The sequence below is a fragment of the Marinomonas sp. FW-1 genome (assembly GCF_005222245.1).
Taxonomy (GTDB): Bacteria; Pseudomonadota; Gammaproteobacteria; order Pseudomonadales; family Marinomonadaceae; genus Marinomonas; species Marinomonas alcarazii.
In genome coordinates, this window is sequence record NZ_CP025987.1 from 2,600,528 (window position 1) to 2,614,390 (window position 13,863).

11 protein-coding genes are annotated in these 13,863 nt (G+C 45.0%); 3 read left to right on the forward strand and 8 right to left on the reverse strand.

Translation table 11 applies throughout. The features are described 5' to 3' along the window. Positions 1-5 precede the first annotated feature (5 nt). The 8 genes from C1X04_RS18690 to C1X04_RS12125 all read right to left on the reverse strand — a co-directional run bounded on the left by C1X04_RS18690 (position 6) and on the right by C1X04_RS12125 (position 9,407). A complete protein-coding gene (locus C1X04_RS18690) occupies positions 6-386 on the reverse strand; it encodes a hypothetical protein (protein WP_254682255.1) in 381 nt (126 codons plus the stop codon). Between the two features lie 59 nt (positions 387-445). Continuing rightward, a complete protein-coding gene (locus tag C1X04_RS12095) occupies positions 446-1,666 on the reverse strand; it encodes a glycoside hydrolase family 3 protein (RefSeq protein ID WP_254682256.1) in 1,221 nt (406 codons plus the stop codon). A gap of 20 nt (positions 1,667-1,686) precedes the next feature. Continuing rightward, complete coding sequence (locus C1X04_RS12100; RefSeq protein ID WP_110573652.1) at positions 1,687-3,033, reverse strand: MFS transporter; 1,347 nt, start codon at positions 3,031-3,033, stop codon at positions 1,687-1,689. 183 nt (positions 3,034-3,216) lie between these two features. Next, entirely contained in the window at positions 3,217-4,116 is a 900-nt protein-coding gene (locus tag C1X04_RS12105) for an AraC family transcriptional regulator (RefSeq protein ID WP_137170059.1), read from the reverse strand. 156 nt (positions 4,117-4,272) lie between these two features. Next, positions 4,273-5,577, reverse strand: a complete 1,305-nt coding sequence (fucP, locus tag C1X04_RS12110; protein WP_110573656.1) for an L-fucose:H+ symporter permease — start codon at positions 5,575-5,577, stop codon at positions 4,273-4,275. A gap of 347 nt (positions 5,578-5,924) precedes the next feature. Then, positions 5,925-8,291, reverse strand: coding sequence for a zinc/cadmium/mercury/lead-transporting ATPase (locus C1X04_RS12115; protein WP_137170060.1), 2,367 nt, complete (start codon positions 8,289-8,291; stop codon positions 5,925-5,927). A 99-nt stretch (positions 8,292-8,390) separates the two neighbouring features. Next, a complete protein-coding gene (locus C1X04_RS12120) occupies positions 8,391-8,675 on the reverse strand; it encodes a hypothetical protein (protein ID WP_137170061.1) in 285 nt (94 codons plus the stop codon). A 192-nt stretch (positions 8,676-8,867) separates the two neighbouring features. Beyond that, entirely contained in the window at positions 8,868-9,407 is a 540-nt protein-coding gene (locus tag C1X04_RS12125; RefSeq protein ID WP_137170062.1) for a hydrolase, read from the reverse strand. 223 nt (positions 9,408-9,630) lie between these two features. On the opposite strand from C1X04_RS12125, the gene C1X04_RS12130 reads away from it, so the two are divergent. Genes C1X04_RS12130 through C1X04_RS12140 form a run of 3 tightly spaced genes read left to right on the forward strand, consistent with a single transcriptional unit; the run spans position 9,631 to position 13,777 of the window. Next, a complete protein-coding gene (locus C1X04_RS12130) occupies positions 9,631-11,460 on the forward strand; it encodes an iron ABC transporter permease (RefSeq protein WP_110573664.1) in 1,830 nt (609 codons plus the stop codon). A 1-nt stretch (position 11,461) separates the two neighbouring features. Beyond that, positions 11,462-12,622, forward strand: a complete 1,161-nt coding sequence (locus C1X04_RS12135; protein WP_137170063.1) for an ABC transporter ATP-binding protein — start codon at positions 11,462-11,464, stop codon at positions 12,620-12,622. 36 nt (positions 12,623-12,658) lie between these two features. Further along, complete coding sequence (locus tag C1X04_RS12140; RefSeq protein ID WP_137170064.1) at positions 12,659-13,777, forward strand: ABC transporter substrate-binding protein; 1,119 nt, start codon at positions 12,659-12,661, stop codon at positions 13,775-13,777. Positions 13,778-13,863: the final 86 nt, after the last annotated feature.

The window sequence follows — 13,863 nt, forward strand, 5'->3', positions numbered from 1 at the left end:
AACTATCAAAAATGCAATTGCTCTAACCCACAAAACGGATCAATGGCGGCAGTTTCATTAAAGGCTAAACGCCCTAATAACCCATCTACCACAGCCTTTTGAACCTCTAATAAAGGGCTATAAGCATTAATATAGACAGGCACTTTAGGTGCATCGTATAAAAGATAAGGATGTCCAAAAGATACCATAACTGTTGGCAGGTCGACCCATGGGCGGTACATGGCGTTACCGAAGCCCCCATGCAAAGCCATCCAATCAATATAGATATGCGATTTTACCAACATAGATTCATCAGCACTTAGGTAAAGCACCCAATCATAGTCTTTTGTATCCAATGCCATTCCAGCTTCAAAAACCGTTACCTCAAAACCTTCATCTTCTAGCATTTTAGGTACCTCAAGCGGTAGAGGAAAAGGTACAAAAATATTATTTATTCCGGTCGATATCACCAATACCCGTTTTTGTTTAGCAGGATTAATTGGCAAAATATCATGGCGATTTTTACTAAATGCACAGTACGACGATTTAACTCTGGAATTTTATCAGCGTAGTCAGAAGCCAACAGTGCGTTAAACTTATCAACACTGATTTCTGGTTGCTCATGTTGCAACCCCAAAGCCGCTTTCATCGCCAGAATTCGCATTACAGACTGTTCTAGACGGTTTTCCGAAACCCGACCTTCACGAACGGCTTTAAGCATATAGGCGAAGTCTTCCAATGGGTCTTTACAGAACAGCAGCATGTCGCAACCGTTTTCAATGATCTCCGCCACCACGTCTTCACGTTTCGCCCAACTACTCAACCCGGCCATGACAGAAGCATCAGATACGATCAAACCATTAAAGCCCAGTTCATCACGTAATAGCTGCTCATTAAGCAACTTACTCACACTAGCCGGACGCCACCACTCTTCAGGGTTATTCTCATGAGCCTTTACATATTCAGGTAAAGCAATATGTGCCGACATAATCGACATCACATTGCTCTCAATAGCACTGCGATAAAGTCGACCATAACGCTCTTGCCATTCCGGCATAGTCAGCGGATTAACCGTGGTCACTAAGTGTTGATCACGATCATCAAAACCTTCACCTGGCCAATGTTTAGCGGTTGCCGCGATACCATTTTTTTGAAAAGTCGTGATGTTAGAGCAACCCATGGTTTCGATAAGGTCCACGTCACTGCCGTAAGATCGAGTCCCCACAACCGCGCTGCGAAACTTAGCATTAATGTCGACCACAGGCGTAAAAGACCAATTAATACCTAACAGTTTCGCTTCTTGAGCAATCACCTGAGTACAATATTCCACTGCACTCTCATCTTTTAACCCCGCAAGACCAAGCTGATTCGGAACTTGAGCACCGAACGGGAAACTCATACCTCCACCCTCAAGATCACCACTCACCAAAAGTGGCACAGCTGAATGGCTACGCAACTGGTTCATCATAGTGACTTCAGTATCAAGATCTTGTCCAACAAACTTGGTTACAGCGCCAGGTTGAATCGTCTCAATAAGAGACAGCTCTTCTGCAGAGTTTGCCCTTACAATAAGATTAAACAGCTGCCCTACTTTTTGCTCTAGAGACAATTCGGCAAAGGTTTTATTAACCCACTCAATCGCCTTATCATCTAAAAAAAATGGAGCTTTACGAAATAACTCATTCATAAAATAAACCTCAGTATCCCTTAACTTGCTTGATTCGACTCACGAGTCACTCGCAATTCAGATTGCATAGTGCCCTCTATTTCCTGTGTAATCGGATAGAAATAAGCAATAAACGCAACACAACCAGCACCAAAAGCAGGAACCACACTCATGAAAAGTAAAATCATTTGTATGGATTCTGCCGTTTGCTCAGCGCCAGCTTGATAACCTGCAAAGCTCAAACCGATCCCAACCAAAGCGCCACTTAATCCCATGCCAAATTTATGAGAAAACGTTGCTGAACTGGTCGACAAGCCCACGACACGGCGACCAGACTTCCATTCAATATAATCTGCAGTATCAGCAACTAGCCCCCACAAAGAAGAAGCGGCAATCCCTTTCGACAACTGATTGAAAAAGATAATGGCATAGATCAAATAGATATCTGATGGATCAACCCAGTATAAATTACCGATCAAACACATACTCAAACATGCCCCAGTAATGACTAAGTTTCGCTTTGAATAACGCTTAACTAACTGAGACATAAGAGCAGAACCAGCAATCATGCCCAAACTTGCCATTGTAAAGAACATACCAGCCTTACTAGTATCTCCAACAATGTAAGTAAAATAATACATGCCAACAGCAAAAGGCATGATGGTAAAAGTAAACAGTGGAATACCCATTAAAATGGTGACCCACCAAGCGCGGTTTTTAATCACCACCGCAAAGTCCTCTTTTAAGGAGGAACGCTGCTTGATCATTGGTACTCGCTCTTTGACGCGAGAGAAACACAGCCAAAACATCACCACCATAATGGCACTTAGTAACATCATGGTGTGTTGAAAGCCTTGTTGTTTGTTACCGTTTCCAAAAAATTCCACCAATGGTAACGTACTCGCATTTACCAATAATGCGCCTGTAAAAGCTAATACCATGCGGAATGATGCCATCTGACCTCGCTCTACAGGGCTATCGGATATAGTGGCTGGCAAAGAAGAATATGGAATGTTGATGGCAGTATAAAATGTCATTAACAGGATATAGGTAACAAATGCCCAAATGATTTTGCCAGATTCATCCAAATCAGGGGTCGTGAAAGTTAGAACAGCGACTATCGCCAAAGGAATAGGAACATAGAGTAAATAAGGGCGGAACTTACCAAACCGAGTTTTGGTTCTATCCCCAATCATCCCCATTATTGGGTCAGATATAGCGTCCCACATTCTGGTAATAAAGAATAAGGTTCCGACCAGAGCAGCAGAAATTCCAAACACATCTGTATAGAAAAACATCAGATAGGTGCCAACAGCCGTAAAAACCACATTGCTAGCCAAGTCACCAAATCCATAACTTAATTTATCGAAAAACGACAACTTTTTCATAATGACACCTTTTTTGTATTTATTGTTTGGTTTCATTATGAGAATTAATATCAAACGTGCTATCCGATTTTTGACCTACTCGTTAGCCATTTTTTGACATGACTTGAATCACTCCGAACAAAAAAACTCTGAAAGCGATCTTTTCACCAAGTCACCAGCAAAGCTAAAAGCGCGAGAAAATAGTTAAAGATACAAAAAAGATTTATCCAACCACGGCATAATTCGCTGCTTCAATGAAACCAAATCTACCCCAGCGTAGGCTTGACCAGTACTCACTAAATTCACCGATTCTCTCTTAAGGCGGAATTCGGTTGGGGTGCAATCATATTCACGGCGAAATGCCATATTGAAGGCTTTCACGGAAGGAAAGCCATGGTCCAAAGCAATATCAGATATGGTTTTCTTAGGTTTCTGGGCCAAATCTGACAAGCTTTTTTCTAGCCGGTAAAGCGTCAAATAGCGCAAAAAAGTCTCGCCCACTTTGGCTTTAAAATAGCGACTTAAATAAGCTTCGGACAGGCCTCGCTCCTCAGCAAACAAAGATAGGGAAAGGTGTTCTTGGTAGCGCAAGGTTATCTGACGCAAAAGATCATTCATCAATAAGGTGGACTCCATAGAGCCCGTATTAATTGTATTCGTTGAAGGAAAGTAACGAGTAAACAGCAAACCAAGCTGAGCCAACAAACTGCTCTGCGCCTGCTGCCAATGATCCGCTTTATAATGCTGCTCCCACCATAAATGCGCCAACAAACGCTTAATAGTGGGCAGCGTATTTTTCTGCACCAAACTCCACTTTTTCATCGGAAGCGTATCCAGAGCCAATCCTGCAAAGTTATGCTGTAAGCAAAGTACTAGATTATCGCCTTCAGTCGACTGAGTAGCGTGAGGCAGTGCTTTATTAATAAAAAGTACATCCCCCTCCTGCAAAAGTAGTATTTCATCCACGACCTGAACACGAATACGACCTTTCACCACCCACAAGCATTCGTGAGCATCATGATGATGTAATTCACACTGCGTAACACAATGAGCAAATATACGGCTTTCTTCTTCTAATATTTCCGCTCTATTTGACAAATACATAACCTCTAAAATCCCTATTCATCCACCTAAACGAAATACAAACTCTTTCCAGACTGATTTTATTGTACAGAATCATAAAGAAGTAAGCCCACAAAGTCACAAGCAAAAAAAAGCCCCGCATCAGCGAGGCCCTTTCGTCTTAACGACAATCAATGATTAAATAGACGTGTTTTTCACTGAGAACATACCGTATAAAGCCACAACCAAGAAGCAAACGGCAGGCACAACATATGAAAAAATCGCGCCATACTCATCAATAGTCGCGCCTTGGATCAATGGCATCACGGCACCACCTAAGATAGCCATGACCAAACCTGCAGAACCGAATTTTGTATCACCGCCAAGACCATCCAATGCGATGCTGTAAATGGTTGGAAACATCAAAGATAAACAAGCTGAAATAGACACAATTGCCCAAACACCGGTTACACCTGGCACCATGACAGCATAAAGACACAACACACTGCCCAACAGAGCCAAAATACTCAACAATACAGCGGGACGGAAAAAGCCCATCAACCATGTCATCACAAAACGGGATACTAAGAAAACAATCAAACTGTACTGCAAGTAATCAGACGCACTGGCTTCAGAACCACCCAGCGTTTCTTGCACATATTGAATGGTAAAGGTCCACGTACAAGTTTGCGCTGCCACGTTAAAGAACTGCGCAACCACACCCCAACGGTATTGTTTTCTACCGATCAATCGACCCAATGTCGCCACAAAATCGATCTTCTGCACTTCATCAATATTGACCTTGTTCGCCGATTTTGGCACACGCATAAAATAGATAAGCGCCCAGATAATCATCAACACAAACGCCATACCGACATAAGGCGTCATCACACTGTTTAATTCATCTGCACGAATGCTAAGCAACATCTCTGGCGCCATGCTGGCTCTTTCTTCAGCCGTTGCCGTGTTTAAGTTGGGAAGAATCAAAGTCGCCGCAAGAAATACACCGATATTAGTACCAACAGGGTTAAACGCCTGAGCCAAGTTCAAACGACGCGCTGCACTGCCTTCTGGCCCCATGGTCATCACAAAAGGATTCGCCGAGGTTTCTAAAATAGACAGGCCAGCCGCCAAAATAAACAAAGCAGCCAAAAAGAAACCATACGTCATCGAAACACTGGCAGGGTAAAAAGCCAAGGCGCCTAAAATAGCCAAGCCTAAACCCGTCAACACACCCGCTTTATAAGAGTAACGGGCGTTAATAAACGCCGCAGGAATCGCCAAACAGAAATACGCACCGTAATAAGCGAACTGTACTAAAGCGGATTCAAAGGTGCTCATAGTAAAGATTTTACTAAACACTTTTACCAATGGATCGGTCATGTTGGCAGCGACGCCCCATGCAGCGAAACAGGTAATCAATAAAATAAACGCGATTTTCATGTTCGGATAAACGAACGGAGCAGAAAGGGAATTTTCAGGAGCTGTATTTTGATTTTTCATAAAGCAAACAACATCTATTATTTTATAGTTGGATGATAAGACGTGCTGACTACCTATTCTCGAATAGACAGACCAAAACACCTCGTCATCATCAGACATTGATATAGGCTAACCGCAGTTTGGGCATTATTTTGCTTGGTTTAAAACCTGCAATAGCGCCCTTTCTACGACCAACATCAAACACAAGGTGCGAAATCCTACCACCAACTTTCTATAAAAATGCACTTGCAGAACAAAACTTAGCGCTTTGTAAGTGGATTAATTTTTTCTTGCCCATTTCATTAACATAAATGAAATATTCATGACTTAGGGTTCATTTTAATCCCCCTAAGTCACTGTAATATTAGCTAATTGTTTTTATTTGACGGGTTATTTCGCAATAACCGCAAAGCATTTGCTGTGACCAAAGCAGTCGCACCAGAGTCAGCCAATACCGCCAACCATAGTCCCGTTATACCCAACAAAGTCGTCACCAGAAACACCGCTTTTAAGCCCAAAGCAATGGTGATATTTTGACGAATGTTGGCATTCGTCGCGCGCGATAGACGAATCATCTCTGCCAAGCCTTGCAAGCGGTTATGCGTCAGTGCTGCGTCCGCGGTTTCTAACGCCACGTCTGTGCCGCTTCCCATGGCAATACCTATAGAAGACGCCTTCATCGCTGGCGCATCATTGATGCCATCGCCCACCATGGCGGTCGCTTGCTGCTGATTCAGCTTAGTGACCGCCGTAACTTTGTCTTCTGGTAATAAATCCGCTCGATAATCTATGTTCAATTCGGCCGCAATCGCCGCCGCGGCACGGGCATTATCACCTGTTAACATCACACCATGAATGCCCAAAGCGGCTAGGTCTTTAAGCGCCGCCTTGGCATCGTCACGCAATCTATCTCGCAATGCGATTAAAGCAATAAGCTCACCCTCTTCAAGCACAACCACGACCGTTTTTCCCTCTTCTTCAAGGTTAGTCACTTGCTGTTGAATACGATTATCTAGCGCTCGCTCTAACTTACTTGGTGCGCTTATGCTGATTTTCTTACCCGCAAAGTCTCCTTCTACCCCAACACCTGCCAAGGTTTTTCGATTATCAGCGTGAACAAGAGCAACACCTTGCTGTTCAGCATAATCCACAATGGCTTTCGCCAATGGATGATGAGACCCCATTTCGACAGACGCTGCCACTGCCAATGAATGATTAATCTCAGAGCCATTAAAAGTCACCACATCCGTCACACTTGGCTTGCCTTCAGTTAGCGTACCGGTTTTATCAAAAGCAATGGTTTTGACTCGACCAAGTTGCTCTAACGCCAAGCCGCCCTTAATCAAAGCACCACGGCGAGTCGCCGCCGCTAAACCAGAGGTTATCGCCGCTGGCGTAGAAATCACCAAAGCACAAGGACAACCAATCAATAACAAAGCCAAGCCGCGATAAATCCACGTATCCCAAGGTTGAGCGAAAGCCAGAGGCGGAATCAAGATCACCAAGACAGAAACCAGCATAATCACTGGCGTATAAATACGGCTGAATTTATCTAAGAAACGCTCAAGCGGTGCTCGACGCTCTTCCGCTTCTTCGATTAACTGTAAAATCCGATCTATGGCGCTATTGCCAGGCTGCGACACCACTTTGAGTCGCACAACTCGATCGGCCAACAAACTCCCTGCTGGGACTTTTTCATCGCGTAATCGTTCAATTGGAACGGACTCACCCGTCAAGGCGCTTTCATCGAAGCTTGCCATCTCTGACAAGAGTTCAGCATCGGCTGGCAAACGTTCACCTGGTGAGACTTCGATTTCATCCCCTGGACGTAAATCCGCAATAGCGATTTTTTGGCGAACGCCATTTTTGATAATCAAGGCTTCTTCTGGCAACAGCGCCATCAAGGCACTAACGCCTTTACGTGCGCGATTTGCTGCAAAGGATTCCAAACACTCGCCAATCATAAAGAGCAACAGCACCATCGCGGCTTCTGCGGTAGCGCCAATAAATAACGCACCTATCGCTGCGACACTCATCAGAGTTTCAATGGCAAAAGGCGAACCGCTTCGCATCATACGCCATGATTTTTTCACGATGGGCACCAAGCCAACCAAGGTGGTGACAATAAACGCCGTCTCGCCAAACACTGGATTAAGTTGCGCTAGGCCCCAGCTCACTAACATCAACAGCGCTAAACCCACAATGGGACCGTATTCGAAGAATGGCTGACGAGATAACCATGAGGTCGTTTTTTGATTGAGAATAGTCTGTGAATTAGCTGGATTAGAAGCACTTTCGTCCAAAGAAATTAAGCGAAAGCCTAACCCTTTCACTGCGTCCTGAACCTTATCCGAGACATCAGCATTCGCCTCAACGCTTAATTTTTCAGTCGAAAAAACAACATTTGTGCTCACAATACCATCTAAAGAAGCGACCGCTTTTTCGATACTACGCGCACAGCTCGCGCAATCCATGCCGCTGACTCGCCAACGATATGTTTGTTTGCCAAGTTCGTGTGCTAAAGAGGCATCGTCTTCGTCATCAGAAGAACAACATGAGCTTGCTTTTTTTCCGCTATTGTCGCTTGCGCAACAAGAGGAAACCTCTCTCGATGTCGAGCAGCAAGACCCGCTTGCTTCCAGATGCGAGTGTGATGAATGATCTTTTGATTGATGACACTGACATGAAGAATGAGATTGGCAATTTTCTTTATGTTGACCTGATGAATGATGCATACATCTCTCCAGTTATGAATCTATAACAAGAGTGTAGACCTTGGAGAATACTCCAAGGTCAAGCATCTATTCCCATGTATTGAAAATAAAAAAAGAGCCTTAGCTCTTCGTCGAAACACCTTCTACTTCCAACACTGTTTTCGCGTCAGTACGTTCCATAATTTTGACCAAGGCTGATTGAATCACCTCGTCTTCACGTACATCACTCTGCCCCACAAAACGCTGATCCTGTGGCTCAGCGCCCTCTTCTGCGGTAAAGGTCACAATCACTTCTGTGGCGATTTCTTCTGTATCACCAAAGTATGCAATAGAAAGTTGCGGATAACCTTTGAAACCCATTTTTACTTTCTTCGCGATACGTTTTTTCGATTTATCTATGTTCATGCAGCCTGCCTAAAGGGAAAGGTATTGAGTATCAATAAAAACCATTGCTGGATTAAACCACAAAGCAGACTAATCAAGGTAAATTAAACACAAAATAACCCCACCCTAGCCCTCCCCTTCAAAGACACAAGGGGAGGGAATAAAAAGCTCTAAACTCCTCCCCCTGCCAAGAGGGAGATTGGGTGGGGTAAATCACTTAATTAAACTAAGTGCCCCTCTAAACTCATCCGCTCGACAATCACCAATTAATTCAAACAAACACATTTCAAGGCTAGTCACTTCTGCACCTTTGCGTGCCAATTTGTCGAGCGCCATGACTTTGTTTTCTATCGTTCGTGAGGACACACAATCACTCACCAACTCCACGTCATAACCCAGGTCTAGCAAACCTAGCGCCGTTTGATAAACACAAATATGCGTTTCGATACCGGTAATCAGCCACGAGTTCATCTTGGCCTTTTTAACCGCATCGATAAAATCAGGCTCACCACAAGCACTAAAAGAATACTTAGCTATTGGCTTAACGGTATCCAAAACCTCACGTAACTCTGGCACGGTTGCCCCCAGTTTTTCTGGGTTTTGTTCCAACCACAGAATCGGCATTCCCAATAACTTGGCGGCTTTTACTAATTTAACCAAATTGGCAATAAACGCCTCGCTGTCATGGACGATACTTGCAAGCTTTCCCTGCACGTCGATCACCACTAAACCGGTTTTGTCTTTTCTTAACATGCTGTTTTCCTTTTTTTATTTTGTTCGGCAATACATTTCCCCGTGACTTGAAAACTAAAGTAGCAAGAGATCTCTGTGTGCTCAATCGAATCAGTCACTCTCCTTCATCAGAGTGATCATGAAGACAAAGAAACTTTTTTGCACGTATGTGCAAAATGTCATCGGTTTGTCATAGAGGAAGCTTATTGTTTAGGAAATTACATGTTTTTCTAAGGAATAACTTATGACCACCTTGCTCAACGCTGCAGAGCAAAAGAAGCCAAACCTTTGGCGACGCGCAAGGCATTCATTTGCTGTTGCCCGACATGAGCCAGCCAATTTGATTGGTCTAGTTCTGGCTATTTTCTTTGCCTATTTGATTCTTGCACCTGTGCTCTCCATTCTGGTGGATTCTTTTATTGTGCAATCCGGAGACGAAGCCAGAACCCACCAAGACGAAGGCAGTTTCACTCTTTATTATATCGTTCGCACCCTGTTTTCACGCATTTCTGAAATATTGTTATGGCAACCGTTGTATAACACGTTAGCCATTGCGGCTGGCACTGTGGTGTTTTCAATGACAATAGGCGTCGCTCTAGCATGGTTAGTGAACCGCACCAATATGGCAGGACGCGCTTGGTTCGCCACGGCGCTGATTGTGCCTTTTATGTTACCGACGTGGACGTTCGCTCTCGCTTGGACGACGATTTTTAAAAACCGCACTGTTGGCGGACAGCCTGGCTGGCTAGAGTCCTTGGGCATTACCACTTCAAACAGTGTGGCTTACGGTTATTTCCCCATCGTTTTTATCTTGGTTTTGCATTACACGCCTTTGGTCATCTTGATTGTCGGCAATGCGTTACGTCGACTTGATTCACAAATGGAAGACAGTGCTCGCGTGCTCGGTGCGCCATCACGAGTCATCGCCTTCTCTATCGTATTACCCTTAATTCGCCCAGCCTTGATGTCTGCCGCTTTATTGATATTTGCCGATTGTATTGGCGAGTTCGCGGTACCTTATATTTTAGGTTTACCAGTGCGCTACGACACCTTAGCAACTGGACTTTATCGCGCCTTAGACACTAGACAAAACGGCGTAGCTGCGGTCATTGCTGGCGTCATTATGATCATCGGCGTGATTACCTTGCTAATTGATGTACGGATGATGAAAGAGGCTCGACGCTTCGTCACTGTTGGCGGTAAAGGCAACATGGATAGACTGCGCAAACTTGGTCGCATGCGTTTACCGGCATCTGGTCTTGCTGGTGCATTTGTATTCATTGGTGTGGTGCTGCCATTACTGACGCTGTTCTTATCGACTATCATGATTTTGCCTGGCCGCTTCAACCTAGAAAACTTCACCTTTGACTATTGGATTGGCAGTAATTTAGACACGGTTGCCCTACGCAATGGCATATTGCTGACACCAGAGTTCTGGCAAGCCGCGTGGAATACCATCGTGATTGTCGGTTCCTCTTCAATGATCTCAGGCGTCTTAGGCTTGTTAGTCGGTTATGCGGTGTTACGTTGCTCGTTCAAAGGCGTTGGCTCGTTCTTACGCCAAATTACCTTCTTACCTTATTTAGTTCCCGGTATTGCCTTTGCGGCGGCGTTTTTATCTTTGTTCGCCGTGGCTCGTGGCCCGATTCCAGCACTGTACGGCACGCCAGCCATATTAATTATTGCTCTAGTGGCTTCCAAAATGCCCTTTGCAAGTCGATCTGGCATCGCCGCCATGACTCAGCTAGGCAAAGAACCGGAAGAAGCGGCGCGTATTGCTGGCGCTAACTGGTTTAGCCGCATGACCAAAATCATTATTCCAATACAAGCTGGGCCATTGGCAACAGGAATTCTACTGCCATTCATTTCCGGTATTAAAGGCGTCAGCCTATTCATTATTTTGGCGATTCCATCTACGGATGTTCTCACCACTTATTCACTGCGTTTACTCGATTACAACTACGACCAAGCCGCCAATGCGGTGGTCTTGATGATTGCGCTTATCGCTTGGCTTGGCACCGTATTGATCCAAAAGATCTCTGGTACAGGTTTGGCACAAGGTCTGGAGAATTAATATGCCTACAATCACATTAACTAATCTAACGAAATGCTACGACGGCAATACTGAACCTTCCGTTGACCAAGTATCACTGACCGTGGAAGACGGCGAATTCATGTGTTTGCTTGGTCCCTCTGGTTGCGGAAAAACAACAATATTGCGCATGATTGCGGGGATCGAACATTCCACGAGTGGCGAAATTGCCGTAGACAATTTGGTGGTCGATTCGGTTCACCAGTCCTGCTTTATTCCACCGGAGCAGCGCCGTATCGGTTTAGTCTTTCAGAACTACGCCCTTTGGCCTCACATGACCGTAGAGCGCAATGTCGACTTTGGCCTACGCTTACAAAACGTCCCAGCCCAAGAACGCAAAGCACGCTGCTTGGATGTGATGAGCAAGTTACGCATTCTCGAATACGCAGATCGTTATCCGTCCCAATTGTCTGGCGGTCAACAACAACGCGTTGCCTTAGCTCGCATGCTGGCGGTGAACCCGGGTGTTTTGCTATTGGATGAGCCGTTATCAAATCTTGATGCCACTCTACGCCTAGAAATGCGCGCCGAACTACGCCGTTTACACCAAACCTTTGGCACCACGATCATTTTTGTTAGTCACGACCAATGGGAAGCCATGACGCTGGCAAACACCATTGCAGTCATGAATAAAGGACAACTACAACAAATAGGCACACCCGATGAAATTTACGCCGAACCGAGCAATCGATTTGTTGCAGAGTTTATTGGTAATCCGAAGATCAATATTGTTGATTTAAAAGCAGCAACCACAGAACACGTCAGTCTTGCCAATCATATTCAAAGCAGAATTTCTGCCAACGAATTTACAAGCGTCTGTGCGATTCGCCCTGAGGAAATCGTGCTGAACAACACCGCCACACCTCATACTCTGCCAATGATCATTGAAAACATCATGCCCACTGGTGGCAGTTGGGTTATTGAACTGAGTTTTGGCGAGGACAGATTATTTCATTCCACTCAGTCTCGCCCGGCTTGGCGTGAAGGCGAACCTGTAAACGTCCTTTTACCCATGCAATCACTGCATTTTTTTGATCACAACGGAAAACGACTTGTTCTGCCCGAGTCGGATCTTGATTACAGCCATTTACTGCTCAGGTCTAACCCTACACACACTAATCAGCCATACGCAAAACAAGCATAGAAGACTCAAACTAAACGACACTCTAAGGACAATGTTATGACTTTCACCATGAAAAAAAGCCTTATCACATTAACCGTTAGCCTAGCCACACTTGGGTCAGCTTCTGTCTCAGCAGCAGACTCGTTTGATCTTCAAGCATTAATCGCAGCAGCGAAACAAGAAGCACCACTGACCGTTTATGACTCCACAGGTAAAATCGTCAAACAAGCAAAATCCTTCAGCCAAAAATACGGCATTCAAGCGACAGGAATAAAAGCCAAAGCCTCACAGATACTTGAGATTGTTAGCCGTGAAGCCAAAGCCGGAAATGTGAAAGCCGATGTTGCTATTCTGGCCGATGCGCCAGCTGGCATGGAGCAACTTTTATCAAAAGGTTATGTCACCAGCTGGGTGCCGAGCGATCTAGCAAAACACATTCCTGCGACCTACCAAAATCCACTTACGGTGGTTTTAGCACCGAATATTTGGGCTTACAACACAGGCCTTTATGACTCATGCCCAATCAGCAATATCTGGCAACTGACCAAACCAGAGTGGCGCGGCAAAGTAGCCATGCAGGACCCTCTTGGTAAACCCTCTTATACCGACTGGTTTAACCAGCTCGCCACACACCACGACAAAGCCATGGCCGACGCCTACCAAGCTGAATTTGGCAAGCCATTACAAACCAATGAAGACAGCGCCACTGCCGAGTTTGTTAAAGCTCTGGCTGAAAACCGCCCCTTGGTCACAAGTTCAGATACCGAAGCCGCCAACGCGGTTGGCGCGCCAGACGTGAAAGACAGTTTTGTGGGCATGGTCAGCGCTGCTAAATTCAGAAACAATAAAAATGGCATGAAGCTTGGACTGTGTGCCGACATGGTGCCATTTAGTGGCTGGAGCTACCCAGGCTTAGGCTTTATCACCACAGGGACAAAAAGCCCTAATGCCGCGAAACTCTTTATTCATTACATGATGACAGCGGAAGGCATCGCGCCACAGGGCGTTGATGGAAAAATGTCCACCAACCAGACGATAAAATTACCGGATAATGAGCCATCAGGGATAGACAAAGTGCGTAACCAAATCATGGGCTACGACGCATCCACAGCAAAATCGGATTGGGAAAGCCGTCAAGATTGGCAAGATCTGTGGAGCCTAAGCTTCAAAAACTAAGCGATAGCCTACTTACTTTGGCAATCACTAACAATGAAATCAGTTGGGACGACTTTTTCCCAACTGATTTATATATAACAAATCGA